The organism is Curtobacterium sp. ME-Dv--P-122a (genome assembly GCF_030209645.1).
In the GTDB taxonomy this organism is placed as follows: domain Bacteria; phylum Actinomycetota; class Actinomycetes; order Actinomycetales; family Microbacteriaceae; genus Curtobacterium; species Curtobacterium flaccumfaciens.
Window position 1 is genome coordinate 245,596 of sequence record NZ_JARVRO010000008.1, and the last position, 26,343, is coordinate 271,938.

At 72.1% G+C, this 26,343-nt stretch carries 30 protein-coding genes; 14 read left to right on the forward strand and 16 right to left on the reverse strand.

Annotated features, from left to right (window positions below; all coding sequences use genetic code 11):
• Positions 1 to 144: 144 nt before the first annotated feature.
• Entirely contained in the window at positions 145 to 864 is a 720-nt protein-coding gene (locus QRN49_RS10335; protein ID WP_284755598.1) for a M23 family metallopeptidase, read from the forward strand.
• Positions 865 to 937: 73 nt separating this feature from the next.
• Complete coding sequence (locus tag QRN49_RS10340) at positions 938 to 1,774, forward strand: NAD(P)-dependent oxidoreductase (protein ID WP_284755676.1); 837 nt, start codon at positions 938 to 940, stop codon at positions 1,772 to 1,774.
• A gap of 70 nt (positions 1,775 to 1,844) precedes the next feature.
• Here QRN49_RS10340 and QRN49_RS10345 read toward each other — a convergent pair whose 3' ends face one another.
• Together QRN49_RS10345 and QRN49_RS10350 are read right to left on the reverse strand one after the other, a co-directional pair.
• On the reverse strand, positions 1,845 to 2,048 hold the full coding sequence (locus QRN49_RS10345) for a hypothetical protein (protein WP_027465064.1): 204 nt from the start codon (positions 2,046 to 2,048) through the stop codon (positions 1,845 to 1,847).
• A gap of 10 nt (positions 2,049 to 2,058) precedes the next feature.
• Complete coding sequence (locus QRN49_RS10350; protein ID WP_111024943.1) at positions 2,059 to 2,577, reverse strand: MarR family winged helix-turn-helix transcriptional regulator; 519 nt, start codon at positions 2,575 to 2,577, stop codon at positions 2,059 to 2,061.
• Between the two features lie 131 nt (positions 2,578 to 2,708).
• Here QRN49_RS10350 and QRN49_RS10355 point away from each other — a divergent pair, with 131 nt between their 5' ends.
• Positions 2,709 to 3,602, forward strand: coding sequence for an alpha-E domain-containing protein (locus QRN49_RS10355; RefSeq protein WP_071406023.1), 894 nt, complete (start codon positions 2,709 to 2,711; stop codon positions 3,600 to 3,602).
• A 196-nt stretch (positions 3,603 to 3,798) separates the two neighbouring features.
• Here the strand turns inward: QRN49_RS10355 and QRN49_RS10360 are convergent, their stop codons facing one another.
• Positions 3,799 to 5,127, reverse strand: coding sequence for an MFS transporter (locus QRN49_RS10360; protein WP_350309133.1), 1,329 nt, complete (start codon positions 5,125 to 5,127; stop codon positions 3,799 to 3,801).
• Between the two features lie 5 nt (positions 5,128 to 5,132).
• A complete protein-coding gene (locus QRN49_RS10365; protein ID WP_259475545.1) occupies positions 5,133 to 5,543 on the reverse strand; it encodes a MarR family winged helix-turn-helix transcriptional regulator in 411 nt (136 codons plus the stop codon).
• 95 nt (positions 5,544 to 5,638) lie between these two features.
• Between QRN49_RS10365 and QRN49_RS10370 the strand changes: the two genes are divergently transcribed.
• Positions 5,639 to 6,391, forward strand: a complete 753-nt coding sequence (locus QRN49_RS10370; RefSeq protein ID WP_071406021.1) for an SDR family NAD(P)-dependent oxidoreductase — start codon at positions 5,639 to 5,641, stop codon at positions 6,389 to 6,391.
• Positions 6,392 to 6,571: 180 nt separating this feature from the next.
• On the opposite strand, the gene QRN49_RS10375 is transcribed toward QRN49_RS10370, so the two are convergent.
• The 3 genes from QRN49_RS10375 to QRN49_RS10385 all read right to left on the reverse strand — a co-directional run bounded on the left by QRN49_RS10375 (position 6,572) and on the right by QRN49_RS10385 (position 9,092).
• On the reverse strand, positions 6,572 to 7,513 hold the full coding sequence (locus tag QRN49_RS10375; RefSeq protein ID WP_284755603.1) for an acetamidase/formamidase family protein: 942 nt from the start codon (positions 7,511 to 7,513) through the stop codon (positions 6,572 to 6,574).
• Positions 7,514 to 7,653: 140 nt separating this feature from the next.
• Positions 7,654 to 7,923, reverse strand: coding sequence for a hypothetical protein (locus tag QRN49_RS10380; protein WP_071248265.1), 270 nt, complete (start codon positions 7,921 to 7,923; stop codon positions 7,654 to 7,656).
• Positions 7,924 to 7,934: 11 nt separating this feature from the next.
• Complete coding sequence (locus QRN49_RS10385; protein WP_111046699.1) at positions 7,935 to 9,092, reverse strand: inorganic phosphate transporter; 1,158 nt, start codon at positions 9,090 to 9,092, stop codon at positions 7,935 to 7,937.
• A 105-nt stretch (positions 9,093 to 9,197) separates the two neighbouring features.
• On the opposite strand from QRN49_RS10385, the gene QRN49_RS10390 reads away from it, so the two are divergent.
• The 3 genes from QRN49_RS10390 to QRN49_RS10400 all read left to right on the forward strand — a co-directional run bounded on the left by QRN49_RS10390 (position 9,198) and on the right by QRN49_RS10400 (position 11,742).
• Positions 9,198 to 10,067 (forward strand): alpha/beta hydrolase, encoded by an 870-nt coding sequence (locus QRN49_RS10390; protein ID WP_181438242.1) that lies wholly within the window; start codon positions 9,198 to 9,200, stop codon positions 10,065 to 10,067.
• 131 nt (positions 10,068 to 10,198) lie between these two features.
• Positions 10,199 to 11,248: a lipoate-protein ligase LplAB gene (gene lplAB, locus QRN49_RS10395; RefSeq protein ID WP_110864354.1), complete on the forward strand. Its 1,050-nt coding sequence runs from the start codon at positions 10,199 to 10,201 to the stop codon at positions 11,246 to 11,248.
• A 164-nt stretch (positions 11,249 to 11,412) separates the two neighbouring features.
• Positions 11,413 to 11,742: a hypothetical protein gene (locus tag QRN49_RS10400; RefSeq protein WP_071406016.1), complete on the forward strand. Its 330-nt coding sequence runs from the start codon at positions 11,413 to 11,415 to the stop codon at positions 11,740 to 11,742.
• 36 nt (positions 11,743 to 11,778) lie between these two features.
• On the opposite strand, the gene QRN49_RS10405 is transcribed toward QRN49_RS10400, so the two are convergent.
• The gene (locus QRN49_RS10405) at positions 11,779 to 12,069 is read right to left on the reverse strand and encodes a GNAT family N-acetyltransferase (RefSeq protein WP_111123834.1); all 291 of its coding nucleotides are present in this window, start codon (positions 12,067 to 12,069) and stop codon (positions 11,779 to 11,781) included.
• Positions 12,070 to 12,135: 66 nt separating this feature from the next.
• Here QRN49_RS10405 and QRN49_RS10410 point away from each other — a divergent pair, with 66 nt between their 5' ends.
• The gene (locus QRN49_RS10410; protein ID WP_284755608.1) at positions 12,136 to 13,038 is read left to right on the forward strand and encodes a DNA-methyltransferase; all 903 of its coding nucleotides are present in this window, start codon (positions 12,136 to 12,138) and stop codon (positions 13,036 to 13,038) included.
• Between the two features lie 210 nt (positions 13,039 to 13,248).
• Here QRN49_RS10410 and QRN49_RS10415 read toward each other — a convergent pair whose 3' ends face one another.
• From QRN49_RS10415 to QRN49_RS10450, 8 genes are all read right to left on the reverse strand, one after another.
• Positions 13,249 to 15,708: an MDR family MFS transporter gene (locus tag QRN49_RS10415; RefSeq protein WP_284755610.1), complete on the reverse strand. Its 2,460-nt coding sequence runs from the start codon at positions 15,706 to 15,708 to the stop codon at positions 13,249 to 13,251.
• Positions 15,709 to 15,930: 222 nt separating this feature from the next.
• Positions 15,931 to 17,550: a phosphoglucomutase (alpha-D-glucose-1,6-bisphosphate-dependent) gene (gene pgm / locus QRN49_RS10420; RefSeq protein WP_209080272.1), complete on the reverse strand. Its 1,620-nt coding sequence runs from the start codon at positions 17,548 to 17,550 to the stop codon at positions 15,931 to 15,933.
• Positions 17,551 to 17,695: 145 nt separating this feature from the next.
• On the reverse strand, positions 17,696 to 17,941 hold the full coding sequence (locus QRN49_RS10425) for a hypothetical protein (RefSeq protein WP_128781611.1): 246 nt from the start codon (positions 17,939 to 17,941) through the stop codon (positions 17,696 to 17,698).
• Positions 17,942 to 18,067: 126 nt separating this feature from the next.
• Positions 18,068 to 18,730, reverse strand: a complete 663-nt coding sequence (locus tag QRN49_RS10430; RefSeq protein WP_071406012.1) for a class I SAM-dependent methyltransferase — start codon at positions 18,728 to 18,730, stop codon at positions 18,068 to 18,070.
• Positions 18,727 to 19,386 (reverse strand): TIGR04282 family arsenosugar biosynthesis glycosyltransferase, encoded by a 660-nt coding sequence (locus tag QRN49_RS10435; RefSeq protein WP_209080270.1) that lies wholly within the window; start codon positions 19,384 to 19,386, stop codon positions 18,727 to 18,729. Before QRN49_RS10435 ends, QRN49_RS10430 begins: the two co-directional genes overlap by 4 nt.
• Complete coding sequence (locus QRN49_RS10440; RefSeq protein ID WP_027465082.1) at positions 19,383 to 20,132, reverse strand: glycosyltransferase family 2 protein; 750 nt, start codon at positions 20,130 to 20,132, stop codon at positions 19,383 to 19,385. The genes QRN49_RS10435 and QRN49_RS10440 overlap by 4 nt, the downstream gene beginning before the upstream one ends.
• A 365-nt stretch (positions 20,133 to 20,497) precedes the next feature.
• Positions 20,498 to 21,568, reverse strand: coding sequence for an NAD-dependent epimerase/dehydratase family protein (locus QRN49_RS10445; protein WP_259475556.1), 1,071 nt, complete (start codon positions 21,566 to 21,568; stop codon positions 20,498 to 20,500).
• Positions 21,565 to 22,509: an MTAP family purine nucleoside phosphorylase gene (locus tag QRN49_RS10450; protein ID WP_284755616.1), complete on the reverse strand. Its 945-nt coding sequence runs from the start codon at positions 22,507 to 22,509 to the stop codon at positions 21,565 to 21,567. The genes QRN49_RS10445 and QRN49_RS10450 overlap by 4 nt, the downstream gene beginning before the upstream one ends.
• A gap of 107 nt (positions 22,510 to 22,616) precedes the next feature.
• On the opposite strand from QRN49_RS10450, the gene QRN49_RS10455 reads away from it, so the two are divergent.
• From QRN49_RS10455 to QRN49_RS10480, 6 genes are read left to right on the forward strand one after another with little or no spacing between them, the layout of a single operon-like run.
• Positions 22,617 to 23,843 (forward strand): molybdopterin molybdotransferase MoeA, encoded by a 1,227-nt coding sequence (locus tag QRN49_RS10455; protein ID WP_284755618.1) that lies wholly within the window; start codon positions 22,617 to 22,619, stop codon positions 23,841 to 23,843.
• Positions 23,840 to 24,328 (forward strand): cyclic pyranopterin monophosphate synthase MoaC, encoded by a 489-nt coding sequence (gene moaC, locus QRN49_RS10460; protein ID WP_111056875.1) that lies wholly within the window; start codon positions 23,840 to 23,842, stop codon positions 24,326 to 24,328. The genes QRN49_RS10455 and moaC overlap by 4 nt, the downstream gene beginning before the upstream one ends.
• Complete coding sequence (locus tag QRN49_RS10465) at positions 24,325 to 24,837, forward strand: MogA/MoaB family molybdenum cofactor biosynthesis protein (protein ID WP_284755622.1); 513 nt, start codon at positions 24,325 to 24,327, stop codon at positions 24,835 to 24,837. The genes moaC and QRN49_RS10465 overlap by 4 nt, the downstream gene beginning before the upstream one ends.
• On the forward strand, positions 24,834 to 25,274 hold the full coding sequence (locus tag QRN49_RS10470; RefSeq protein WP_213201671.1) for a molybdenum cofactor biosynthesis protein MoaE: 441 nt from the start codon (positions 24,834 to 24,836) through the stop codon (positions 25,272 to 25,274). Before QRN49_RS10465 ends, QRN49_RS10470 begins: the two co-directional genes overlap by 4 nt.
• On the forward strand, positions 25,271 to 25,948 hold the full coding sequence (locus QRN49_RS10475) for a hypothetical protein (RefSeq protein WP_284755624.1): 678 nt from the start codon (positions 25,271 to 25,273) through the stop codon (positions 25,946 to 25,948). The genes QRN49_RS10470 and QRN49_RS10475 overlap by 4 nt, the downstream gene beginning before the upstream one ends.
• Entirely contained in the window at positions 25,945 to 26,343 is a 399-nt protein-coding gene (locus QRN49_RS10480; protein WP_042537802.1) for a PLDc N-terminal domain-containing protein, read from the forward strand. Before QRN49_RS10475 ends, QRN49_RS10480 begins: the two co-directional genes overlap by 4 nt.

The window sequence follows — 26,343 nt, forward strand, 5'->3', positions numbered from 1 at the left end:
CCGACCGCGCCCCGGCCGCGCCGTGCACGGCACGCTGCACAGCCGGGGCCGCTCCGAGCCGCCGGGGTGGCGGTGCCCCCTCCCGCCACCTCGGCTTCCACCCAGCCCACACGACGCATCCGGCCCACGCAGCCTGCCGCTCCCGTGCAGCCCGCCGCACCCGAGCAGCCCGCCGCTCCCGCCGCTCCCGCGCGCCACCGCCCCGCGTCCTTCCGGATCCCCGCCCGGCGGACCCTCCCCGCCGCGGCGGTGACCGCCGTCACGTGCCTGTTCGTCGCGGTCGGCTCCCCGCAGACCGCCGTCGCCGCTCCGGCCGCTCCGGAACCCACGTCGGCAGCCATCGGCACGCAGCACTTCGTCGCCGACGGTTCGACCGGTCCGACCGCCGGCCGCGACGACTTCTCGGTCGGCCGTGCTGCCGCAGCGCTCCGGGTCCCCGGTGGCTCGGGCTCGACCGGTGGCGCCGCCCGCCCCACGGTCGGTGCGATCCCGGACGCCGGTGGCTTCGGCTCCCGCTGGGTCGTCGGCTGCGCGGCCTGCTCGTCGAACCACCAGGGGGTCGACTTCGCCGCGGCCATCGGGACCCCGGTCGTCGCCGCGCTGCCCGGCCGGGTCGTCTCGGCGGGTGTGCTCGGTGGCTACGGCAACCAGGTCCTCCTGCGGCACGCCGACGGCACCGCGACCCGGTACGGGCACCTGTCGGCGATCGACGTCCGCCCCGGCCAGGTCCTCCGCGCGGGGGAGCGCCTCGGGGCCGTCGGCAACACGGGCGTCTCGACCGGCGCCCACCTGCACTTCGAGGTCATCGTGGCCGGCACCCCGATCGACCCGGCCGCCTGGCTGCGGGCTCGCGGGCTCCTCTGACGGCGTCGGGCGTAGCGTCGGAGCGGTCGCGGCACGGTGTCGCGCCAGGACGGAGACGCACGTGCGAGTGACGGTGTTGGGGACGGGTGCGATGGGCGCCGGCGTGGCGGGATCACTGCTGCGCGACGGCCACGAGGTGACGGTCTGGAACCGCAGTGCCGACAAGGCCTCGCCCCTGGGTGACCGCGGCGCGACGGTGGCGAGCGACCCGGGCACTGCCGTCGAGCACGCCGAGGTCGTCCTGCTCACCCTGTTCGACACCGATGCGGTCGTCGACGTCCTCGAGCAGGCTGCCGGCGACGCCCCGACCGACGCCGTCTGGGTGCAGGCCTCGACGATCGGGGTCGACGGCACCGCGACGATCGTGCAGCTGGCCGAGAAGTACGGCATCACCCTCGTCGAGGCGATGATGCTCGGCACGAAGGCCCCCGCCGAACAGGGCACGCTCACGATGCTCGCGGCCGGACCGGCGGACCTGCTCGACCGTGTCGACCCCGTGCTCGACGCGATCGGCGCGAAGACCGTCCGTGCCGGCGACCACGTCGGCGACGGCACCGCACTCAAGCTCGCCGCCAACGCCTGGATCGCCTCGATCACCGCGGCGACCGGGCAGTCCCTGGCCCTCGCGGCGGCGCTCGGGCTCGACCCCGCGCTGTTCCTGCAGGCCATCGAGGGCAGTGCGAGCGACTCCGCCTACGCCCACACCAAGGGCGCCGCGATGATCGCCCACGAGTTCCCCGCCCAGTTCGCACTCGACGGGCTGCGGAAGGACATCGGACTCATCACCGATGCCGCCCGGACCTCCGGGGTGTCCACCACGCTGCTCGAGGCACTCGGGCGCGTCTACGCCGATGCCAGCGCAGCCGGGCACGGGGGCGACGACATCGCCGCGGTCGGCACCGCGTTCTGACGCACGGGCGAACGCACGCACGCACGCACGCGAACGCACGCGCACACACAGGCACGGATCCGCCGACCGATCAGCCCCGACGGAACAACCGCCGCAGGCGCTTCGTGAGCCGCCCCACGGCCTCGTCGTTCATGGTGTTGGCGAGGTCGAACGCCTCACGAGCGGGATCGGACCCGGCCTGGATGCGTCGGAGTGCGGCGTCGGCGCGGGCTCGCGAGTCGAGCTCCGCGAACGGCATGTCGTCCTCGGGGTGGTGCTCGCCACGAGGGTCCATGCGGTCCAGGTTACGCGCGACGGGGGTGGTGCGGCCCGGCGTCGAGCTCGTCCACGACGCGGACCATCTCGTCCAGGAAGTCCACGACGACGGCCATCTCGTTGCTCGGCAGGTGCTCGGTGACCTCGAGCGCGCGGGCGTCGAGCTCCTCGATGACCCGGAGCGCGTGCCGCATCGAGGTGCCGGTGGCGGTGAGGATCACCCCACGGCGGTCGTTCGGGTCGGCGTGCCGTTCGACGTGACCGCTGCGGACGAGCCGGTCGACGAGCGCCGACGTCGACGCCGCCGTGATCTCGAGCCGCTCGGCGAGGTCCTTCGCGTTGACGGTGCGGCCGTCGTGCTCGGCGTCGATCAGGAACCGGATCGCCAGCAGGGCGTTCTCGCCGATCCCCAGTGCCTCGCGCGCTCGGCGCTGGGCAGCGCTCTCGGCCGTCCGGTACCGCCGCAGGGCGTTGAGGACGTCCACGGCGGAGACCGCGGAGTCCTCGTACCAGTACCCCGCGGTGCTGGTCATCACCTCGGACGTCATGCCCCAATGCTAGACGCTCTAGTTAGATTGTCTAGCGAGCGCGGAGACGGGACACCTGCAACACCCGTGACGCGGTTCTGTAACACCCCGGCAACGCCGGCTCGTTAGGTTCTGGACATGCAGGAGCAGCCGTGCTGAGCCGCCTCGCGGGGAACGTCTTCCACGTGGGGAGCGCGGTGGAGCGCACCGACGTCGTCGCACGCTTGCTCGACGTCTACGTCGCGCGTCGCGAACCGGGCACCCTCGACGACGACCGGCTCGTGTCCACCGAGCTCCGCAGCGTCATCGGGACCACCGGCCCCGCGAACGACCCGGACCGTGCCGCCACCGTCGACGCCCTCGCGCTCGACCGGCACGAACCCGCGTCCATCGCCGCCGCGGTCGCCGTCGCCCGCGACCACGCACGCCGTGCCCGCGAGGTCGTCTCGAGCGAGCTCTGGGACTGCCTCGACGTCACGCGGTCGCGGATGCCCCGGAAGATCGCTCCCGACCGGGCGCACGAGTTCCTCGGCTGGGTGCGGGAGCGCAGTGCCCTCGCCATCGGTGTGGTCGAGGGGGACGCCAGCCGTGACGAGGTGTGGGAGTTCTTCACCCTCGGACGCTCGCTCACCCGCTGCGCCTCCACCGCACGGCTGCTGGCGTCGCGGCTGCTCGAGCCGGATGCGGTCACCTCGTGGACGGCGGCGCTCCGGGCGTGCGGCGCGGGCGAGGCCTTCCTGCGCGGCCGTGACCACGCCCCGGTGCCGTCCGACGCCGCCGCCTTCCTGCTCCTCGACGCGCACAGCCCGCGGTCGTTGCGGTTCACGGTGCACCGCGCGGCCGAGTGCCTGGCCGACGTCGCGCCGTCCTGCGTCGCGGACGAGGTCGCCGGGTTCGACGAGGTCCGCGCCCTGCTCGACGGCATCCCCGAAGAGTCGGCCCTCGCGGTGGCGGGTGACGTCGGGCAACGGCTGGCGGTCGCTGCCGACCGCGTCGCTGCGGCCCTCGACGAGCGCGTCTTCGCGTCGTCCGCACCCGTGCTCTGAGCCCACCGGGCGCGCGTGTCCGGAGCCGGGGCGGCACGGGTGTGGCGGGACCGGGCCGGTCTGCGCGTCGTGACCGTGGCCGTGTGCGCGGGTGACGCCGGACGGGAGGCCCGTGGCGGCGTCGGTGCGGGCCTCCCGTCCGACGGTCGGTGCGTCACGGGCCGTCGGCCGACGGGCAGGGCGACCTGCCGGTCCGTCAGACGGCGCTGGAGCGGTCGGCGAGTGCCTCGTCGCGTTCCAGCTCGCGACGGAGCGCCGCGCGTGAGCCGACCACCGGCACGGCGTGCGTGATCGCCAGGTGCAGCCGCGAGTCGGCGTCGTAGCGCAGCCGGACCCGCTGGTACCGGACGAGCCAGACGAGCGCGATCCCGAGTGCGACGAAGCCCGAGGCCGCGCCGACGACGATCGCCCAGCGCGGGCCGAAGGCGTCGGCGACGGCACCGACGAGCGGGGCGCCGATGGGGGTGCCACCCGCGAAGATCGCCATGTAGAGCGCCATCACGCGGCCACGCATCGCGGGCTTCGTCGTGGTCTGCACCAGGGCGTTCGCCGTGGTCATGAAGGTCAGGGACGCGAGCCCGACGAACACCAGCACGATCGCGAAGGTCCAGTACGTCGGGGCGAGGGCTGCGGCCGTGCACGCGAGCCCGAACCCGCCGGCGGCGAGCACGAGGGTGCGCATCCGCGGCTTGTCCCGGCGGGCGGACAGCAGCGCACCGAGCACCGAGCCGACCGCCATCACCGAGTTGAGCAGCCCGAACTCGCCGGCGCCCTGGTGGAACTCGACCCGCGCCATCGTCGAGGTGAAGATCGGGAAGTTCACGCCGAACGTGCCGACGACGAAGATCATGCAGAGCACGACGACGATGTCCGGTCGGGTGCGGACGTACCGGAAGCCGGCGACGATCTGCCCCTTGCCGCGGCCCGCCCGGACCCGTTCGGCGAGCTGGGCGGGGTCGACGAACCGGAGTGCGAGCAGGACGGCCAGGAACGACCCGGCGTTGATGACGAACACCCATCCGGAGCCGATCGCCGCGATGAGCACACCGGCCACCGCGGGGCCGATCAGGCGGGCGGCGTTGAACGACGCGGAGTTCAGGGCGACGGCGTTCGAGACGTCCTCGCCCTGCACGACGTCGGAGACGAAGGCCTGCCGGATCGGGGCGTCGAACGCGGCGACGATGCCGAGTGCCAGCGCGAAGCCGTACAGCGCGAGCAGGGTGGCGGTGTGGGTGAGGACCATGACGCCGAGCCCCAGCCCGAGCAGCCCCATCAGGCCCTGGGTCAGCATGAGCATCTTCCGGCGGTCGAACCGGTCGGCGGCGAGCCCGGTGAGCGGCAGGAGCAGCAGCTGGGGGCCGAACTGCAGGGCCATCGTGATGCCCACCGCGACGGCGTTGTTGTCCGAGAGCTGGGTCAGCACGATCCAGTCCTGGGCGGTGCGCTGCATCCAGGTGCCGACGTTCGACACCAGGGCCCCGGCGAACCAGATGCGGTAGTTGCGTCCGGCGAGGGAGCGGAACATGGCGGTCACTGCTGGGCCAGCCTCCTCATGATCTCGGTGGCGTCGGCGAGGGTGCTCCGCTCGTCGGCGGTGAGTGCTGCGAGTCGCGGGGTGAGCCAGCCGTCGCGGCGGCGTCGGGTCTCCTCGACGAAGGACGCTCCGGCGGGCGTCGCGCCGAGCAGCACCTTGCGGCGGTCGTCGCCGTGCCCGCACTTCGACACCAGGCCCCGCTCGACCAGCACCGCGATGGTCTTCGTCATCGAGGGCGGGGTGACGCCGTCCTGCCGACTCAGGTCGGCCAGGGTCATGGCACCGTCGCGGTGCAGTCGGGCGAGTGCGGAGAACTGTGCGTCCGTGACGCTCGAGTCGGCCTTCTGGGCACGGAGGGTGCGGGACAGCCGGTTCACCGCGATGCGGAGGTCGGTGGCGTCGGTCATCGGTCGTTAGCCTATCTCATTAGTTCAGCAAACGAACTTCATTTCGGGTGTACCGTGGTCGTAGACAACACGTGTTGCCGAGAGAGAAGGAGAACATGTCCGAGTTCGAGGGCAAGGTCGCCGTCGTCACCGGTGGTGGCAGCGGCATCGGTGAGTCGGTCGCGAAGGAGCTCGCCGCGGCGGGCGCCACGGTGGTCGTCGCCGACATCAACCTGGCGGGCGCCGAGCGCGTCGCCGCGTCGATCGTGGAGGCCGGTGGCACCGCCCGCGCGTTCGAGGCGAACTCCGCGGTCGCCGCGGACAACGAGCGCATGGTGCAGTTCGCGGTCGACACGTTCGGCGCGCTGCACCTGGCCGTGAACAACGCCGGCATCGGCGCAGCACCGCAGCCGATCGGCGAGTACGACATCGCCGCCTGGGACCGCGTCCGCGCGGTCGACCTGGACGGCGTCTTCTACGGGCTGCGCTACGAGATCCCCGCGATGGTGGCCGCCGGCGGTGGCGCGATCGTGAACATGGCGTCGGTGCTCGGCACGGTCGGCATGGCCCAGAACGCGGCCTACGTCGCCTCGAAGCACGCGCTCGCCGGGCTGACCAAGGTCGCCGCGCTCGAGTACTCGTCGCAGGGCGTCCGCACGAACGCCGTGGGCCCCGGGTTCATCGACACCCCGCTGCTCCGCAAGTCGCTCTCGCCCGAGGCCATCGCGGCACTCGAGGACGAGCACGCCTCGAAGCGGCTCGGCACCGACGCCGAGGTCGCCGCGCTCGTGCTGTTCCTGCTGAGCGACAAGGCCTCGTTCATCACGGGCAGCTACCACCTGGTGGACGGCGGCTACTCCGCCCACTGACGGGTCGGGCGTACCTGGTCGTTCCGGGCGTACCTGGTCGAAACGGGCGTACCTGGTCGGTTCTTCCGACCAGGTACGCCCGTTTCCGCTTTCCAGCGCGGGTGCGATGGGAAGGAACGTCGGACGGGAGGCCCGCCCTGCGTGCGCCGGTCGGCTCGCGCTGGGCGGGCCTCCCGGCCTTCAGAGCCGCGCGTCCGTCAGGATCGCGTCGTGCGGGAGCAGGGCGTGGACGCCCCACGTGCGGTTCGCGACCTGCGTGATGCGCATGCTCACCGCCACGCTCGCCATCGCGAGGGCCTCGGCGCGGCCGATGCCGTGCAGCCCGGCGATCCAGTCGACCATCCGGTCGAGCGCCGTGGCCGTCGCGACGTTGAGGTCGGCGTCGAAGCCGAAGGTGATGCGTCCGGCGGGGGTGTCGGCGTGCACGCCCTCGACCGGGGCCGCATCGAGGAGCGTCAGGGTCATCGTCGTGGTCATGCCGCACTCGACCGCCGTTCCGGAGACCTCGCCGTCGCCCTGGGCTGCGTGCCCGTCGCCGACGTGGAGCAGCGCGTCCGGCACCGTCACCGGCAGGTACAGGGTGGAGCCGGCGATCAGCTCACGGCAGTCGACGTTGCCGCCGCCGACCGTGCGGGGCGGGATCGTCGAGTGTTCCCCGGTGGGCTCGGGTGGGACACCGACGACGCCGAGGAACGGTGCGGTCCGTACCCCGAGGCCGAGCTGGTTCACGGCGACTCCTGCGGACACGTCGATGTCCCAGAGCAGCGGGCCGCGCGACGCCGGATCGGTCAGGCCGAGTGCGCGGTTCACCGGGGAGTCGACCCCGCCCGAGGCCGTGTAGCCCCAGTCGTCGGGCACGAGGTCGTCGAAGTGCACCGCCAGGACCATCCCCGGACGTGCTCCCGCGACGGCGATCGGCCCGACCAGGCAGTGGCCCCGGCGCGGGTCGATCAGGGTCGGGGCGTCCAGGCCCGGGCCCGGCTGGCGTTCCGTGTAGCCCGCGGCGCTCAGGGTGCGGACGGTCACCGTGTCGCCCGGTTCGACGGTCAGGACCGGCTGGCGTTCGGCGGTGAAGACGTCGACGGCGGAGTCGACCGTGGCGTCGAGGTGGTGGGTTGTCACCGTTCGATCATCCCAGGCGGGGCAGAGCGCGGCGGGGCGTTCCGGGCGTACCTGGCGGAATCGGGCGTACCTGGTCGGAAGTCCTGACCAGGTACGCCCGATACCACCAGCCATCGCGGGTGTTCTGGGAAGGAACGTCCTCAGTGGAACTGGGGGATCGTGAGCCAGATGCCGGCCAGCACGGCAGCGATGCACAGCGCGAAGCACAGCACGGCTCCGGCGAGTGCCGCCGGCGGGGTGTGCCCGGAGCGCGGGGTCTCGTCGGAGTACTGCGTGCGCTCGCCGCCCGCGTCGTCCGGCTGTCCCGTCCCGAGCAGCCGCAGGCCGAGCGTGTACACGAGCACCAGGCCCACGGCGGCCACGAAGCCGACGCCGGCGACCGTGCCGATCGCGGTGAAGTCGATGTCCATCGTCGTTCCCCTCAGTTCGCTGCGCCGGTCGGCTGCGGCTCGGCCTGCTCGGCCGGACCGGACTCGGTCGTGATGTCCTCGTGCGAGATCGGCTTGCGCTTGGCGAGGACGTAGAAGGTGAGCCCGCCGGCCAGGGCGAGGACCGCGACGAGCACCAGCCCGAAGGCCGAGGTCGACGCGAGCCAGGTCGCGAGCGCCCCGACCACCGCAGCGGCGGGCAGCGTGATCACCCACGCGATGACGATGCGGCCGACGACCGACCAGTGCACGTCGGCGAGCTTCTTGCCGAGCCCCGAACCGACGACCGCGCCGCTCGTAACGTGGGTCGTCGAGAGCGCGAAGCCCAGGTGCGACGAGATGAGGATCGTGGCGGCGGAGCTCGTCTCGGCGGCGAAGCCCTGCGGCGACTGCACGTCGGAGATCTTCTTGCCGACCGTCTGCATGATCCGCCAGCCGCCCATGTAGGTGCCCAGGCCGATCGCGAGCCCGCAGGCCAGGATCACCCAGAGCGCCGGACCGGTGCCGGCGGCCTGGTAGTTCGCGGCGATGAGGGTCAGCGTGATGACGCCCATCGTCTTCTGCGCGTCGTTCGTGCCGTGTGCGAGCGACACCAGCGACGCCGAGATCGTCTGCCCGTGCCGGAACCCCGTCGCCGCACCGTGCGTCGTCGCGTTCTTCGTGAGCACGTACGCCAGGTACGTCGCGACCAGGGCGATCACCCCGGCGATGACCGGGGAGAGCAGCGCCGGCAGCACGACCTTCGACACCACCGTCGCCCAGCTGATCGAGTTCAGCCCCGCCCCGATGATCGAGGCGCCGATGAGCCCACCGAACAGCGCGTGGGTGGACGACGACGGCAGCCCGAGGTACCAGGTCGCCAGGTTCCAGAGCACCGCGCCGACGAGCCCCGCGAAGATCATCGTGGGCGAGATGTGGATGCCGTCCTGCCCCTCACGGATGATGCCCTGCGAGACGGTCTTGGCGACCTCGGTGGACAGGAACGCGCCGACCACGTTGAGCACGGCGGAGATGAGCACGGCGGTCCGGGGCTTGAGCGCTCCCGTGGCGACCGACGTGGCCATGGCGTTCGCGGTGTCGTGGAAGCCGTTCGTGAAGTCGAACACGAGGGCCACGACGATCACCAGCGTGACGATGACGATGACGTCCATGCGCAGGACGCTAGGCCCGCCTGGAACCCCCTGCGTGAACGCCGGGTGAACAGGTCCGTGATGGAGCGCGTCTGCGAGGATGGCAGTGTCTGGAAGGATGCGGGTGTGCCGACTTTCTCCGCCGCTCGCGGCGACGCCTCGTTCACCGACGCCCACGGCGTCGAGATCGTCTACTCGACCTGGCGTGCGGCGCGGCCGAAGGGTGTCGTGCAGATCGCGCACGGGGTCGGGGAACACGGGCTCCGGTACGAACCGCTCGCGCAGGACCTGGTGCGCGCCGGCTACACCGTGCACGCCAACGACCACCGCGGGCACGGTCGCACCGGCCTGACCCAGTGGGACGGCGACCACGCCAAGCTCGGTCGGCTCGGCCCCGGCGGTCTGCGCGCGGCGATCGCCGCGGTGGAGCAGATGAGCGCGGTCGCGCGGGCCGACGAACCCGGGCTGCCGCTCGTGCTGCTCGGGCACTCGTGGGGGTCGCTGATGGCCCAGCGGATCGTGAACACCTCGTCGGACCGCTACGACGGCGTCGTCCTGTCCGCGAGCGCCTACCGGCTGCCCGGCTGGATGAACAGCGGCGACCTCAACGCCCGGCACGCGGGGTCCGGGCCCACCAAGTACGAGTGGCTCACCCGCGACCGGAAGATCATCGACGCGATGGCGCTCGACCCCCTGGCGGTCGAGGCCGACGTCATCGGGCTGTTCGGGCTCGCCGACACTCTCCGGCTGCTCGGTGTGCCGCGGCGGGGGATCCCGCACGACCTGCCGATGCTGCTGCAGGTCGGCTCCGACGACACCCTCGGGGGTCCGCGCTCGATCGAGCGTCTGGCGCAGGCGTACCGCCGACGCGGACGACTGTCCGACGTGACCGTGCAGGTGTACGAGGGCGCGCGCCATGAGGTCTACAACGAGACGAACCGCGCCGAGGTCATCGGCGACCTGGTCGCGTGGCTCGACCGGGTGACGGCGCGCTGACGGCGCTCGCCGCGTCCTGCGACGCGACCGGCGACGGACTGGAGGCCCGTGGCGGCGCCGCCACGCGCCTCCAGGCCGTCACCAGGAAGGCCCACTGCCGAGCCGTCGGCCGTCCGGAATAGGGTTGCGGCATGCACGGTGAGTACAAGGTCCCCGGAGGCAAGCTGGTCGTCGTCGACCTCGAGGTCGTCGACGGCACGATCCAGCAGTTCCGCCTGGCGGGTGACTTCTTCCTGGAACCCGACGACGCACTGCCGCTCATCGACGCGGCCGTGAACGGGCTCCCCGTCACCACCGACGCTGCTGGCGTCGCCGCGGCCGTGCGGGCGGCCCTGCCGACCGATGCGGTGCTGCTCGGCTTCACGCCCGAGTCCGTCGGCGTCGCGGTGCGCCGCGCACTGTCGCGGGCCTCGACCTGGCGCGACCACGACTGGCAGATCGTGCACGAGGGGCCGATCAGCCCGAACGAGCACCTCGCGCTCGACCAGGTGCTGACCGAAGAGGTCGGTGCCGGCCGTCGCGGTCCCACGCTGCGCATCTGGGAGTGGGACCAGCCGGCCGTCGTGATCGGCTCGTTCCAGTCGCTCAAGAACGAGGTCGACCCCGCCGGCGCCGAGAAGTACGGCGTGCAGGTGGTCCGACGCATCTCCGGCGGCGGCGCGATGTTCATGGACGCCGGCGCCGTCATCTCCTACTCGCTGTACGTGCCGTCCGACCTGGTGCAGGGCATGACCTTCGCCGACTCGTACGCGTTCCTCGACGAGTGGGTGATCGAGGCGCTCAAGTCCCTCGGCATCGAGGCCTACTACCAGCCGCTCAACGACATCACCTCGACCAAGGGCAAGATCGGCGGGGCCGCACAGAAGCGCCTCGGCACCGGGTCGCTGCTGCACCACGCCACCATGAGCTACGACATGGACGGCGAGAAGATGGTCCAGGTGCTGCGCATCGGGCGCGAGAAGATGAGCGACAAGGGCACCACCAGTGCTGCGAAGCGCGTCGACCCGCTCCGCTCGCAGACGGGGCTGTCCCGCGCCGAGATCATCGAGCGGCTGATCGGTACCTTCACCCGCCTGTACGGGGCGACCGAGGGGCACGTGACCGAGGCCGAGCGAGAGCGGGCGCAGGAGCTGGTGCGGACGAAGTTCGCGACGAAGGAGTGGCTCGAGCGGGTGCCGTGAGCCCTGCTCGGTCGACGGTGACGCGACGGCCGGAGCTGAGGGGGGACGTCCCGGCCGCCGCTGCTTCGAGTCTGCGCCTCGACCTCATGAACCAGACGTGTGGATGATGAGAATCCCCCGCGCGGCTGATCCGCTCGCCGCGCGGTCCACGTAGCGTCGCTGCCGTGAACTGGTTGATCTTCCTGGGGGCGGTGGCCGCCGTGGCCGTCGTGGTGTGGATCGCCGATCGCATGGGGTGGATCGACCTGTCGAACAAGTCCCAGCGGAGCGGCGGATCCGGAGGCATGGGCGGGATGCTGGACGAGGTGTTCGCACCGACCCGGCACGAGACGCAAGCCGAGTACGAACGGCAGGCGCGCCTGCCGAAACAAGCACCGTCACCGGCGGACCACGACCACGACCTGCTCAGCGGCAGCGTGCTCATCCAGGTGCCGACGGTGCGGAGCGCCGGGCGGCACGAGGCCCGCGCGGGGACGCACGACCGGTCGTACTGAGCTGACGGGCGCCGCGCTCGTGTGCGCGTCGCTCGCTCAGCGGGTGGTGAGCTCCTGGTAGTCCGGGTGCCGCTCGATCCACGCGTGGACGTAGCTGCACTGCGCGACGACCCGGCGTGACGAACTCGCACGCACGTCGTCGAGGGCGTGCTGCACCAGGATCGACGCGTGCCCACCACCGCGGTGCTCGGGATCGACCTCGGTGTGCACGAAGCGGATCTCGTCGCCGTCGACCTCGTACGCCGCGAGGCCGATGACCTCGCCGTCCTCGATCAGGGAGTACTGCTGCTTGTCGGTGTCATTGCGGACCTCGGGTGCTGCTGCCATGCACTCGACCGTACGCCGAGGCCTGGGCGTGCGGTGCGTGCTCGCTCGGTGCGCGACAATGGGTCCGTGCGCAGGGGAGACGACCGAGGGCCGGACCGCGTCGTCCTCGGCGACGCCCTCGACGTGGTCCCCGCGTACCCGGACGGCTCCTTCACGCTGGTGTACCTGGACCCGCCGTTCAACACCGGCCGGTACCAGCGTCGGCACGCGACCTCCGCCGTGCCGAAGGCCGACGGCCCCGTGATGGGGTTCCACGGCCGGACCTACGAGCGGGTGCGCGGCGACCTGATGCGCTTCGACGACCGGTTCGAGGACTACTGGTCGTTCCTCGAACCCCGACTCATCGAGGCCTGGCGGCTGCTCGCCACCGACGGCACGCTGTACCTGCACCTCGACTACCGCGAGTCGCACTACGCCAAGGTGCTGCTCGACGCGCTGTTCGGCCGCGAGTCGTTCCTGAACGAGATCGTCTGGGCCTACGACTTCGGCGCCAAGTCCAAGACGCGCTGGCCCACCAAGCACGACACGATCCTGGTCTACGTGAAGGACCCGTCGCGGTACTGGTTCGACTCCGAGGCCGTCGACCGCGAGCCGTACATGGCGCCGGGGCTCGTCACACCCGAGAAACGCGAGCGCGGCAAGCTGCCCACCGACGTCTGGTGGCACACGATCGTCTCGCCGACCGGCCGCGAGAAGACCGGCTACCCCACGCAGAAGCCCGAGGGAGTGTTGCGGCGGATCGTGCAGGCGTCCTCACGCGAGGGTGACTGGGTGCTCGACTTCTTCGCGGGCAGCGGGACCACGGGTGCCGTGGCACAGGCGTTGGGGCGGCGGTACGTACTGGTGGACGACAACCCTGCGGCGATCGACGTGATGCGGAAGCGGTTGCCGGGGGCGTCGTTCGAGGTGGCTGCGGCCGGGGCCGGGGCGGGGTCGGCAGCGGCGGGGGACGCGGCGCCGGCGGTCTGAGGCCGGCGGGGTCTGCGACGGGCGGGTCCGCGACGGGCGGGTCCGCGACGGCAGTTGCGCCCGCAACGAGCGACGATGTCGACGTCGCACGACATCGGCGGTGTCGCCTCCGCGCGGCCGCAACAGTTGCACACGCGCAGATGCGACGAGGTCGCTGTCGTACGACAGCGACCTCGTCGTTCGGCATCAGCAGGCCAGTGCCCGTGCCGACTACTCCGCGGAGTGCCGCCCGTGCGCGTGCGCGTCGCCAGCGTCCGGCCGGGAGGCCCGGCTCGCCTCCGCCGCGTCGGCTCCGGCCCCGGGGACGTCCGGCTCCACGACCGGGGCAGCGTGGGCAGCCCGGGTCCGGATGGCACCGGTCGTCGTCGGGGGCTCGTCGACCGGCGCAGCCGCCGAGTGCGCACCGTGCGTCGTGGCGTTCGGCAGCGGAGCGCGGGTGTCGTCGACCCCGTGCGGCAGCACCGAGACGTTCGACGCCCCCGCGGCCCGGGCGGACCGAGGCTGCACGTCCGGCGACGTCGGCACGTCGGGCGAGGTCGGGACTCCGGCGGAGGATGACCTCGTCGGCACCGGACCAGCCCCGGGCGCCGCTGCGGCAGCGGCTGCGGCGGCACTCCCGTCCGACCCCGCACCGGCAGCGGTCCGTGCGGCATCCGCCTGCTCCTGCAGCGCCGAGGTCTTGCGGAGCGGCGGCACCCGGAAGAACCACGTCAGCACGAACGCGATCAGGATCACCGCGAGGCCGACGTAGTAGACGCGGACGGCCGAGTCGCTGAACCCGACCAGGAACGGACGGCTGAGCCGGGGGTCCGCGCCGTTCAGGAACGACGTGTCGCTCGTCGCCGAGTCGGTGGACGAGCTCGCGGCCGAGTCGCCGCTCTTGAGCTGCTTGATGAGCGTCGGGGCGACCTGGTCGACGACGTTCTCCCGCTGCGCCTCGTTCGAGTAGTCGATCTGCAACTTGCCGTCGACGACCGAGGCGTTCGCCTTCGTGGCCGCCGTCTCGAGCGCCTGCTGCTCGGCTGCGGGCTTCGCGTCGTCGACCTGCTGGGCGATGATCGTGTCCGCTGCTGCGGCGGGGACCCTGCCCGCGGCGACCTGCCGCTGCACGGCTGCGGTCACCTGCTTGGTCACGGCAGCATCTGCGGCCTGCTTCGCCTGGGCGGTGCCCTGGTCGAGACCGTCCTGCACGTTCTTCTGCACCGGGTCGACGATCTTCGTCCAGATCTCGTCCATCACGCCCTGGTTCTTGGACGCGTTCGCAACCGAGGGTGTCATCGCGGCGTTGAGCGCGCTCTTCAGGTCGGACTCGTTCTGCATCGCGGCGCTGATGTTCGTCGGCATCAGGGTGAACAGCACGGAGAGCAGGACGGCGGTACCCATGGTGCCGCCGATCTGGCGGAAGAACGTCGCGGCGCTCGTCGCGACACCGATGTCCCGCGGCGAGACCGAGTTCTGCGCGGCCAGGGTCAGCGTCTGCATGAGCTGCCCGAGTCCGAGCCCGATGCCGAACATGCCGAGCATCAGGAACCACAGCGGCCGGTCGGCGGTCAGGAACGTCAGGACCGTGAAGCCGATCGCCGTGAACGCCGTTCCGGTGATCGGGAAGACCTGGTAGTTGCCGGTCTTCGAGATGATCTGGCCCGAGGCGATCGACGAGATCATCAGGCCGAGCACCATCGGCAGCATGGCGAAGCCGGACTCGGTCGGGGTCACGCCCTTGACGATCTGCAGGTACAGCGGGATCGTCAGCATCGCGCCGAACATGCCGAAGCCGACGAGCACCGACAGGATCGCGGACATCGAGAACACCCGCGATCCGAACAGCTTCATCGGCAGGATCGCGTCATCGCCCATGGCTCGCTCGACGATGATGAACGCGATCAGGCCGAGGGCACCGATGGCGTAGCAGGCGAAGGCGGCGGGGGAGTCCCAGCCCCACTCGCGGCCCTGCTCGGCGATGAGCAGCAGCGGCACGAGCGTGACGATGACGAGCGTCGCGCCCCACCAGTCGATGCGGGGCTTGCCGCGGTCGCCGAACTTCGGCAGGTGCAGGAACGTCAGCACCATGAACAGGGCGATGATGCCGATCGGCACGTTGATCAGGAACACCCAGCGCCAGCCGGCGATGAACAGCAGCTGGTCCGCGCCGGCGAAGACGCCACCGACGAGCGGGCCGATGACGGACGAGATGCCGAAGACCGCCAGGAAGTAGCCCTGGTACTTCGCCCGCTCGCGTGGGGCGAGCATGTCGCCCATGATCGCCAGCGGCAGGGACATCAGACCACCGGCACCCAGGCCCTGCAGCGCGCGGAACCCGGCGAGCATGAGCATCGAGGTGGAGAACGACGCCGCGAACGAGCCGACGATGAAGATGCCGATCGCGGTGATGAAGAGCGGCCGGCGACCGAAGATGTCGGAGAGCTTGCCGTAGATCGGGGTCGTCACCGTCGAGGCGATCAGGTACCCGGTGGTGACCCAGGCCTGCTGGTCGAGCCCGTGCAGGTCGTCACCGATGGTGCGGATCGCGGTGCCGACGATCGTCTGGTCGAGGGCACCGAGGAACATGCCGGCCATCAGGCCGTAGATCACCAACAGGATCTGTCGGTGGTTCATCACGACGTTGGACGCCGTGGTGGGGGCCGCGGGTGCGGTCGCCGTCTGGGTCATGAGCAGGGTCTCCCGGGTACCGATGCGCTGGCAGAACGATTTTTGCGCTGCCTGCAAAGTTACAACTGCCGCAAGTGCTCGGTCGCACCGAGACGGCTTCCTGAGTGGATCGGCAGTCACGGTACGCCCGGTACGCCCCGGCGGCACACGGCCTGGAGGCCCGGCTCGGCTCCATCGGACGGGCTGCGGTGTCCGAGACCCGCAGCCCGTCCGACGAGGGCGCTACGCGCCCAGTGCTGCGTCGACGATCTCCTTGGCCTCGCGCTGCACCTGCTCGAGGTGCTCCTGCCCGACGAAGCTCTCCGCGTAGATCTTGTAGACGTCCTCGGTGCCCGACGGGCGCGCGGCGAACCACGCCTTTTCGGTGACGACCTTCACGCCACCGACGGCTGCGTCGTTGCCCGGGGCCTTCGACAGCTTCGCGGTGATGGGGTCGCCGGCCAGGGTGTCCGCGGTGATGGCGTCGCCGTCGAGCTTGCCGAGGCGGGCCTTCTGCTCCTTCGACGCAGCGGCGTCGACGCGCTGGTAGACCGGCGCGCCGAAGCGCTCGGTCAGCTCGGCGTAGAGCTGCGAGGGGGTCTTGCCGGTGACGGCGACGATCTCGGACGCCAGGAGCGCCAGGATGATGCCGTCCTTGTCGGTGGTCCACGCGGTGCCGTCGGTGCGCAGGAACGACGCACCTGCCGATTCTTCGCCGCCGAAGGCCACGGAACCGTCGATCAGGCCGGGGACGAACCACTTGAAGCCGACCGGGACCTCCCACAGGCGACGGCCCAGGGACTCGGCGACGCGGTCGATGATGCTCGACGACACCAGCGTCTTGCCGATCGCGGCGTCGTCGCGCCACTCGGGCCGGTGCGCGTAGAGGTACTCGATCGCGACCGCGAGGTAGTGGTTCGGGTTCATCAGCCCGCCGTCGGGCGTGACGATGCCGTGCCGGTCGGAGTCGGCGTCGTTGCCGGTCAGGACGTCGAAGTCGTCCTTCCGGGCGAGCACCGAGGCCATCGCCGAGGGGCTCGACGGGTCCATCCGGATCTTGCCGTCCCAGTCGAGCGTCATGAACGCCCACGTGGGGTCGACCTCGGGGTTCACGACGGTCAGGTCGAGGCCGTAGTGGTCGCGGATGGCGTTCCAGTACGGCAGCGAGGCGCCACCGAGCGGGTCGGCGCCGATCTTCACGCCGGCACGCTTGATCGCGGCGATGTCGATGATGTTCTCGAGGTCGGCGACGTACGTGTTCAGGAAGTCGTAGCGCTCGGGCTCGGCGTCCTCGGTGCGCTGCACCTCGGCGTTGCCGCCCTCGATGATCGCGTTCGCCCGGTTCGCGATCCAGCTGGTGGCGTCGCTGTCGGCGGGTCCACCGTGCGGCGGGTTGTACTTGAAGCCGCCGTCGCGGGGCGGGTTGTGGCTCGGCGTGATGACGATGCCGTCGGCCGTGTCCGGGTTGCCGGCGCGGTTGTAACGGATGATCGCGTGGCTCAGTGCAGGCGTCGGCACGAAGCCGTCCTCGCTGTCAGCGAGCACGCGCACGCCGTTGGCAGCGAGGACCTGCAGGGCGGTCTGCTCGGCCGGGGCGGAGAGCGCGTGGGTGTCGCGGCCGATGAAGAGCGGCCCGTCGGTGCCCTGGTCGCGGCGGTACTCGACGATCGCCTGCGTGATGGCGGCGATGTGGGTGTCGTTGAAGGCGGTGTCGAGCGACGACCCGCGGTGTCCGGACGTGCCGAACACGACCTTCTGCTCGGGGACCGAGACGTCGGGCACTCGGTCGTGGTAGGCGGCGAGGAGCTCGTCGAGGTCGACGAGGTCGTCTGCGGTCGCTGGGGTGCCGGCGCGGTCGTTCATGCGTCCATCCTGGCATCGGCCGCCCTGGCGCGTTCGGGGGAAGTGCACCGAAGGTCGGGGGAACGCGAGCGAGCGGTCGACCCACCCGGGTTGAGGGGGGACCCCCGGGGCGGACGACCGCTCGCGGTCTGTGGAGGCAGGTGCCTCAGGCCGTGCGGAACGAACCGGTCGCCGTGCGGAACGAGCCGGTCACGGTGCGCGTCGAGGACGTCGCGGTGCCGGGACGGCGGAACTGCGTGTCGACGAAGCGGCCGAGTGCGCGGCCGATGCCGGTGCCGGTGTAGCTGCCGATCGGGCTGCGGGTCGCGTCGCCGGTGAAGGCGCCGAGCTCGGCGCGGGTCTCGAGGCCGGTCACGTAGGCGCCGCCCAGGGGGTTCTGACGGTTCTGCATGGGTGCTCCTCGTCGTCGTGCCGAGGTCCGCAGGTCACCGAGCCGGCGACCGCGACGCCGTCGGCTGAATGACCGTCACTCTACGCGCTTGTCTTGTATCGTGCAAAACAAGCGCGTGTCGGAGCCTCAGGCGAGCAGCTCGCAGAAGTTCCGGCCCTCGGCCGTCCAGCTCTGCCGTGCGACCAGTCCGGCTTCCGCCGCGTGCCGGTGTAGGGCGTCGAGGCCGACCTCGGCCCACGGGAACCCGGCGCTCTCGTTGCCGTCGGCGTCGACCACCCGGGCGGTGTACACGCGGTCGGCCGTGACCTCGGGGTTCGTCTCGACGATGACCCGGCCACCGGCGCGCACGATCTCGCGACAGCGGGCGAGCAGGGCCGTGGGGTCGCCGCCGATGCCGATGTTCCCGTCGATCACCAGCGCGGTGTCCCAGTGGCCCTCGTCGGGCACGGCGTCGAACACAGAACCCTGCAGGGCGGTGCCGCCGGAGCGCTGCGCGATGGCGACGGCCTCGGCCGACACGTCCACGCCGAGCGCCGGGATGCCCCGGGACCGTGCGGCGACGAGCATCCGACCCGGGCCGCAGCCGATGTCGATGACCCCGCCGTCGACGTCGTCGAGCAGCGAGCGGTCGACGCGGTCGGCGGCGGCGCTCCAACGGCCGACGTCCATCGTGGTGACGGCGTCGGGACGGTCGGCGTCGGTGAGGCGCAGGTGGCCGTCTGTGCGCAGGGCACGGGCGTACGGCTCGCCGCCGCCGGCACCGAACGAGACGGGTGCGTGCATGGTCATCGGGTGCTCCCCACGGTCTCGGCACGGAGTGCCCGGGTGAAGTCGGAGTCGGGAGCGAGATCGGCGACCCGCTCGGCGTCCGGCATGGTGTCGACGTCGAGCAGCTCGCCGAGCACGCCCACGTCGAGTCCGGCGTCGGTCAGGCGTGCGAGCTGCACGGCTCCGGTGTCGTCGCGCGACATCGGGACGCCGCGCAGCAGGTCGCCGGTGGGCTGTCGCAGGTACAGCGACCAGAAGCCGCCGTCCTCGGCCGGGCCGAACCAGGCATCGCAGGCAGCGTCGTCGAACACCGGTGCGAGGTCCGCGGTGGACACCTGCGGGGTGTCCATGCCGACGAGCAGCAGCGGACCGTCGACGGCGTCGAACAGGAACCCGAGGCGCTCGTCCAGGCCGCCACCGGGCTGGTGCAGCACCTCGAACCCGTCGGCCGCGGCGGGCACGACGTCGCCGTCGAAGAACAGGACCCGGCGTGCCGCGGGCAGTGCGCGGACGGTCGCCAGGGTGTCGGCGAGGCTCGCGGACGCGACGCGTGCGGCGCCCTCGGGGGAGAGCGCCGGCGTCAGCCGGGTCTTCACCTTGCCGGGCAGGCACTCCTTCGCGACGACCGCGACGGTCACGTCGGTGCGCGCAGCGCTGTGGGCGGGGGTGGCGGTCACGAGCGGGCCTCCTCGACCACGGGGGTGGACTCGGCCGCCTGGCGGAGCGGTCCCGGCGCGACGACCCGGACACGGGCCTCCCGGCGGTACGCACGGAGCAGACGGGACATGTCCCGCACCGCGTTGATCGTGCCGCGGAGCGTGCCGGTGACCTTGCTGTCGCCGATGCGCTGCGCGTACCCGATGTCGGACTCGTCGACGCGCCAGCCGGCGGCGTGCGCGGCCAGGACCATCTCGAGCGGGTAGCCGCTGCGGCGGTCGCGCAGGTCGAGGGAGACGAGGTCCTCGCGGCGCATCACGCGCATCGGGCCGAGGTCGCGCAGGCGGTAGCCGGTCGCGCGGTGCATGAGGACGGCGAGGACGCGGTTCGCGAAGCGCGCGTGCGGGGCCCACGCGCCGCGGCCGGTCGGGACGCGACGGCCGAGTGCCAGGTCGACGCGGCCACTGGCCACGCGGTCGACCAGGGGCGGGAGCTCGGCGGGGTCCATCGAGGCGTCGGCGTCGCAGAACGCGACGAAGTCGGCGGTCGCCGCGGCGACCCCGGCGGCACAGGCCGAACCGAAGCCCTTGACGGGTTCCGTCACGACGAGGGCACCGTGGGCGCGGGCGACGTCGGCCGATCCGTCGGTCGATCCGTTGTCGACGACGATGGCCCGGTAACCCGTGGGGAGGCGCGCGATGACCTTCGGCAGGGCGTCCGCCTCGTCGAGGCACGGCAGGATCACGTCGACAGTCATGTCCGTCATTCGGTGCGGTCGGTCGGATCGACGGGTCTGTCCTGGCATGCACTCGACACAACACGACGACGCGCTGCGGGGTACAGGAAACTGCCGGGTCCTGGTCGTTCAGCGCGTCCGGTTCGCGGCCGGTCCCCAGAACGGGGGACAGGTGTGCGCGTGGGTCCGCGAATGGGTGTCGCAAGACGCCGTCGTGTCGTCGAGACGCCGCCGAATGTGGCGGCGTGGTGCCGACACGACGGCGTCTCGCGTGGTCCTTGGGGCGGGGACTGCGGACGGGAGGCGCGGGGCGGGGCCGTCACGGGCCTCCCGTCCGGTGGCTGGTCGCGCTCTCAGGCACAGCCAGCGGTGCGCCGCTCGCGCACGCGTTCCGGCTAGCGGACGGCGCTGCGGAGCGGTGCCGTCGCGAAGTCGCGCATGCCGGCCTCGAAGTCGACCTCGGCGTGCCAGCCGAGCTCGGCGGCGATGCGTGCCGAACTCGCGGTGACGTGGCGGACGTCGCCCAGGCGGTACTCGCCCGTGACGATCGGCTGCGGGCCGTCGGGTCCGGCGATCGCTGCGGCCATGTCGCCGATGGTGTGCACGGTGCCGGAGCCGACGTTGTACGCGCGGAACGTGTCCGACGGCAGCTCGGCGGTCGCCGCGATCGAGGCAGCGTTCGCTCCGGCGACGTCGTCGACGTGCACGAAGTCGCGTCGCTGGGCGCCGTCCTCGAAGACCCGGGGTGCCTCGCCGCGGGCCAGTGCCGAGCGGAACAGGGACGCGACACCGGCGTAGGGGGTGTTCGCGGGCATGCCCGGTCCGTAGACGTTGTGGTACCGGAGCGCGATCGCGCGGCCCCCCGTGGCGCGGGCCCAGCTCGAGGCGAGGTGCTCCTGCGCGACCTTGGTCTGCGCGTACACGTTGCGGGGGTCGAGCGCGGCGGACTCGTCGATCAGGCCGGGCAGCAGGGGCTGACCGTCGGGCCCGATCGGGTCGAAGTGGCCGGCGTCGAGGTCCTCGCGGCGGCGGGCCGGCGGACGCGTCGGTTCGCCGGAGGCGGTGGTGTACGCGCCCTCGCCGTAGACGACCATCGAGCTGGCGACGACGAGCCGGCCGATGTCGTGCCGGTCCATGCCGGCGAGGACGTGGGCGGTTCCGGCGTCGTTCGACGAGACGTAGTCGGGGGCGTCCTGGAAGTCCACGCCGAGGCCGACCTTCGCGGCCTGGTGGCACACGACGTCGATGCCGTCGAGGGCGGCGTCGAGGGCGACCCGGTCGCGGACGTCGCCGTGCACGAACGCGATGCCCTGCTGCTGGTGGGCGTGGATGACCTCGGCGGGGTCGCCGTGCACGTCGTCGCGCAGGGAGTCGAGGACGCGGACCTCGTGGCCGTCGGCCAGGGCGCGGCGGACGATCGCGGAGCCGATGAAGCCGGCGCCGCCGGTGACCAGGAGGCGGCTCATGCGGTGGCACCCGTGGTGGTGGAAGCGGGCTGGGCCTTCGTGGTGGCGGCGGCGGTCGGCTGGGTCTGCATGATGCTGGCGCTCGCGCTGGTCGGGACGAGCTCGCGCGGGGTGAAGTCGGCGGGGATCGCGGCGACGATCTGGCCGATGGCTCGGACGATGACCTCGTTGGCGCGGGCGAGGCGTTCCATGACGAGGGCGTGGGTGACGACGGCGCCGGCGTCGTCGACGTCGGGGCCGCTGGCGGCGGCTGCGGATGCGGCTGCGGCGGCGGCTTCGTCCTCGGTCGGGGCCAGGCCGGCGTCGGCGTCGGTGACGAACGACAGGTTCACGGTGGCGATGCCGAGTTCGGCGGCCAGGGGGACCTCGGGCGTCATCGTCATGTTGATCGTGTGGCCGCCGGCCTGGCGGAGCCAGACGGACTCGGCGCGGGTGGAGAACCGGGGACCCTGGATGACGACGCACGTGCCGGTCGGACGGAACGGCACGTCGAGTCCGGCGACGGCGTCGATCGCCGCACGGCGGAGCGTCGGGTCGAACGGGTCGGCGAAGGACAGGTGCTGCACGTCGTCCTCGAAGAACGTGTCGGCGCGGCCCCAGGTGCGGTCGATGAGCTGGTCCGTCACGACGAAGGTGCCCGGGGCGTAGTCGGGGTGCAGGCCGCCGACGGCACTCGAGGACACGATCGCGCGGACGCCGAGTGAACGGAGCGCCCAGACGTTCGCACGGTGGTTGATGCGGTGCGGGGCGACGGAGTGTTCACGGCCGTGGCGGGTCAGGAACGCGACCCGTCGTCCGGCCATCGTGCCGATGCTGATCGGGCTCGACGTCGGGCCGAACGGGGTCGGGACGTCGAGCTCGTCGGCGGTGCCCTCCTCGAACAGCTGGTAGAGGCCGGAGCCTCCGATGACACCGATCGTCACGGCTTCGTCGTTCTCCACAGGTCCTCCGGTTGGTCGTCGGCGCGGGCTGCGCGCTGGATACGCTACTGACGGCGCCACCGGGCGAACCGGGAACGGCGCCACCAACCCCCTGTTCGGAGGCACCTGTGCGAACGATCGGTCAGCACCGCGACGACCTGGCGGCGTTGCTCGCGCCGGTGGTGGCGGGCCTCGGAGCGGAAGAACTGCCACTCGACGAACTCGCCGGTGCGGGTGCCGGGTTCGCACACCGCGTGCTCGCGTCGGCCGTTCTGTCGCCCGTTCCGCTGCCGCCGTTCGACAACAGCCAGATGGACGGGTTCGCCGTGCGGGCCGCGGACGCGGGGCAGGCCGTCCGGGTCGTCGCCCCCATCCCGGCCGGCGTGGTGCCCGAACCGCTCGAGCCCGGCACGGCCGCGCCGATCATGACCGGTGCGCGGATCCCGACCGGTGCCGACGCGGTGTTCCCGGTCGAAGCGACCGGGCCGGGCGCGTTCCCGGCGGCGCTCGAGCTGCCCCGGGTGACGGTGCCCGCCGACCTGACCGCCGGCACCTTCGTGCGGGTGACCGGCAGCGACCTGCCCACCGGTGCCGAGCTCGCTCCGGCCGGCTCCCCGGTCACGCCGGCGCTGCTCGGGGCCCTGGCTGCTGCGGGGGTGACGACCGTGTCGGTGCGCCGACCGCTGCGGGTCCTCGTCGTGTCGACCGGCTCGGAGCTACAGGGTGCCGACGCGGACGCGGCGACCATCGGTGACGCGAACGGCATCGCGCTGCGGGCTGCCCTTGCCCAGGTCGGTGCAGACTCACGGGCCGTCCGGGTGCCCGACGACGTCGAGGCCTTCGACCGGGCGCTCGACGCGGCGGTGGGGGACTGGGCCGACCTCGTGGTGACCACCGGGGGCATCAGTGCCGGGGCGTACGAGGTCGTGCGGCAGGCGCTCGAACCCCGCGGGCTCGCGGTGACGCCGGTCGCGATGCAGCCCGGTGGACCGCAGGCGTTCGGCAGCGTCGTGTTCGGTGCCGGTCGCGCCGTGCCGGTCGTGTCCTTCCCCGGCAATCCGGTGTCGGCGCTCGTCTCGTTCGAGGTGTTCCTGCGCCCGCTCCTCGCCGGCGCCGTCGGACTCACGCCGGACCGCCCCACGCAGGTCCTGCCGGCCGCGTCCGCTGCCGACTCACCCGCCGGCAAGCACCAGGTCCGTCGCGGCCGGGTGCAGGACGGTGCCGTGCACTTCGTCGGTGGGCCGAGTTCGCACCTGCTCGTCCACTACGCCGCCGCCACCCACCTGGTGCACGTCCCCGTGGGGGTCGACGCCGTCGAGGTCGGCGACCCCTTGACCGTCTGGAGCCTCCGATGACCGACCCGTCCGCCTCCGACCAGCTGTCGCACGTCCGCGCTGACGGCAGCGCGCACATGGTCGACGTCTCCGCGAAGGACGTCACCGACCGGTCGGCCACCGCCACCGCCACCGTCGTCACCCGCCCCGACGTCGTCGCACGCATCCTCGACGGCTCGCTGCCCAAGGGCGAGGTCGTCGGCACCGCCCGCATCGCCGCGATCATGGCGGTGAAGAAGACCTCCGACCTGATCCCGCTGTGCCACCCGCTGCCGATCGCCGGCGTACAGGTCGACATCACCGGCACCGACGACCGCGTGCTGATCGAGGTGTCGGTCCGCACGACCTCGCGCACCGGCGTCGAGATGGAAGCCCTGACCGGGGCGAGCGTCGCCGCCCTGACGGTGTACGACATGGTGAAGGCCGTCGACCGAGCGGCCGTGATCACGGACGTGCGCGTGCTCGAGAAGCACGGCGGGCGCTCCGGGGACTGGAGCAACCGATGACCGCCGAGCCGACCAGGGGCCGGGCCGCCGTCGTCGTGGTGTCCACGCAGGCCGCCGCCGACCCCGCACTCGACAGCACCGGACCCGTCATCGCCGACTGGCTGCGCGACCACGGGTTCACCACGAGCGACCCGATCATCGTCCCCGACGGCGGCGCGATCACCGAGACCGTCACCGCGGAGCTCCTGGCCGGCGCCCGGGTCGTCATCACCACCGGCGGCACCGGGGTCACCCCGACCGACCGGACCCCCGAGGCCGTGGCGGGGCTGATCGACCTCGAACTGCCCGGCATCACCGAGGAGATCCGTCGACGCGGACTCGCGGGTGCCGGCCCGACCGCCCTGCTCACCCGCGGCGTCGCCGGGGTCACGAACGCCGGCTGCCTGCTCGTCACCCTGCCCGGATCGCGCGGTGGGGTGTCCGACGGGCTCGCAGTGCTCGACGGAGTACTCGACCACGTGGTCGCCCAGGTGCACGGCGAGGGCCACGCCCCGCGGAGCGCCTCGTGAGCACCACCGAGGCCGCCGCACGGGTCGTGCTCGCCGACGTCGTCGACCGCGACATCAGCGTCGACGAGGTCGCAGCCGTGGTGGCCACCGAACAGGACGGCGCCGTGGTGACCTTCGCCGGCATCGTCCGTGACCACGACGGTGGGAAGGGCGTCACCGCGCTCGACTACGAGCGGCACCCCAGCGCCGGCGAGGTCATCACCGAGGTCGCCCGGACCATCGCCGAGCACCACCCCGACGTCCGGATCGCCGTCCTGCACCGCGTCGGGGCGCTCGGCATCGGGGACGTCGCGCTCGCCGCAGCGGTGTCGTCGTCGCACCGGGCGCAGGCGTTCGCCGCGTGCGGTGCGCTGGTCGACCTGGTGAAGGAGCGCGTGCCGATCTGGAAGCACCAGCGGTTCACCGACGGGACGGACGAGTGGGTCGCGGCGCTGTGACCGCCGCCGCCCAGACCGACACCGAGCGCGCGGCGGCGGGGCGACGCTGGGCCGAAGCCGACGAACGTGCGCACCTGCTCCTCGCGCAGGCTCGGACACCCAGCCCGCCGGTCCTCGGGTTCGTCGTGGCCATCGGGCTGGTGCTGGTGGCGCTGTGCATCGCGGCGATCCCCGTGCCCGCCGGATCGGACGCTCGCTTCGCAGTTGCCGGTGTCGTCGCCGCCCTGGGCTTCGTCATCGGCCTCGGTGACACCGTTCGGGTCCTGATCCGCCGGAGACGGAACGGCGAGGAAGCCCGCCGTGCGCCGGTGCTCGCGCCGCTGCAGCAACGCGAACAGCGCGCGGTGACGGAGGCGGCGACCGGGCGACGCGCTGCGCCGGAGGACCGCCGGATCGTCGTGCAGGCGAGAGCGGTCGAACTGGGCGACGGCGGCGAACTGCCCAGTCTTGCTGGGTTCGTGATCGTGTGGTCTGCGGTCACGTTCGCCGGTGGTGCGTTCTGGCCCTTCGCCGTTGCGGGCGGCATCGCCACGGCGGGGCAGTTCGCATGGACGGCATGGTCCGCGGTGCTCGCCCGCCGGTACCTCGACGCCCACCCTGTGCACCTTCGCAACCGGGACGCTCGTTCGGGGCATGGTGAGACTCCAAGCGGATCCATAGAATCGCGAACATGAGCGTCTTGCTGCCCGGGATCACCGTCATCCTGCTGGTCTTCGCCCTGATCGACATCCTGACGAAGACGGATGACCAGATCCGCGGCCTGCCGAAGATCGCGTGGGTGATCCTCGTGATCCTGGTCCCCGTCGTCGGCAGCATCGTCTGGTTCGCCATCGGCCACGACTGGGCTCCGGGCGAACGGAACCACGGTCGGTACATCGAGCCCACCCGCCACGAGGACCGGTACGCCACCCTCGGCGACGCCCGCAGTGCCCACGGCGCCAAGCGCGTCACCGGCACCGAGCAGGAGCTCGCCGAGCTCGAGCGCGAGATCGAGTACTGGGAGGCGCAGGCTCGCCTGAAGCGCGCGAAGGAAGCCGCGGGCGAGGGCGACACCGCCCCCGCGAGCTGA

Coding starts and splice junctions, on each gene's coding strand:
- moaC (WP_111056875.1), top strand. CDS start 23,840: ATGACCGACCCGTCCGCCTCCGACCAGCTGTCGCACGTCCGCGCTGAC.
- QRN49_RS10360 (WP_350309133.1), bottom strand. CDS start 5,127: ATGTTCCGCTCCCTCGCCGGACGCAACTACCGCATCTGGTTCGCCGGG.
- QRN49_RS10350 (WP_111024943.1), bottom strand. CDS start 2,577: ATGACGTCCGAGGTGATGACCAGCACCGCGGGGTACTGGTACGAGGAC.
- QRN49_RS10365 (WP_259475545.1), bottom strand. CDS start 5,543: ATGACCGACGCCACCGACCTCCGCATCGCGGTGAACCGGCTGTCCCGC.
- QRN49_RS10380 (WP_071248265.1), bottom strand. CDS start 7,923: ATGGACATCGACTTCACCGCGATCGGCACGGTCGCCGGCGTCGGCTTC.
- QRN49_RS10345 (WP_027465064.1), bottom strand. CDS start 2,048: ATGGACCCTCGTGGCGAGCACCACCCCGAGGACGACATGCCGTTCGCG.
- pgm (WP_209080272.1), bottom strand. CDS start 17,550: ATGAACGACCGCGCCGGCACCCCAGCGACCGCAGACGACCTCGTCGAC.
- QRN49_RS10385 (WP_111046699.1), bottom strand. CDS start 9,092: ATGGACGTCATCGTCATCGTCACGCTGGTGATCGTCGTGGCCCTCGTG.
- QRN49_RS10370 (WP_071406021.1), top strand. CDS start 5,639: ATGTCCGAGTTCGAGGGCAAGGTCGCCGTCGTCACCGGTGGTGGCAGC.
- lplAB (WP_110864354.1), top strand. CDS start 10,199: ATGCACGGTGAGTACAAGGTCCCCGGAGGCAAGCTGGTCGTCGTCGAC.
- QRN49_RS10480 (WP_042537802.1), top strand. CDS start 25,945: ATGAGCGTCTTGCTGCCCGGGATCACCGTCATCCTGCTGGTCTTCGCC.
- QRN49_RS10405 (WP_111123834.1), bottom strand. CDS start 12,069: ATGGCAGCAGCACCCGAGGTCCGCAATGACACCGACAAGCAGCAGTAC.
- QRN49_RS10440 (WP_027465082.1), bottom strand. CDS start 20,132: ATGACGGACATGACTGTCGACGTGATCCTGCCGTGCCTCGACGAGGCG.
- QRN49_RS10415 (WP_284755610.1), bottom strand. CDS start 15,708: ATGACCCAGACGGCGACCGCACCCGCGGCCCCCACCACGGCGTCCAAC.
- QRN49_RS10465 (WP_284755622.1), top strand. CDS start 24,325: ATGACCGCCGAGCCGACCAGGGGCCGGGCCGCCGTCGTCGTGGTGTCC.
- QRN49_RS10445 (WP_259475556.1), bottom strand. CDS start 21,568: ATGAGCCGCCTCCTGGTCACCGGCGGCGCCGGCTTCATCGGCTCCGCG.
- QRN49_RS10430 (WP_071406012.1), bottom strand. CDS start 18,730: ATGACCATGCACGCACCCGTCTCGTTCGGTGCCGGCGGCGGCGAGCCG.
- QRN49_RS10425 (WP_128781611.1), bottom strand. CDS start 17,941: ATGCAGAACCGTCAGAACCCCCTGGGCGGCGCCTACGTGACCGGCCTC.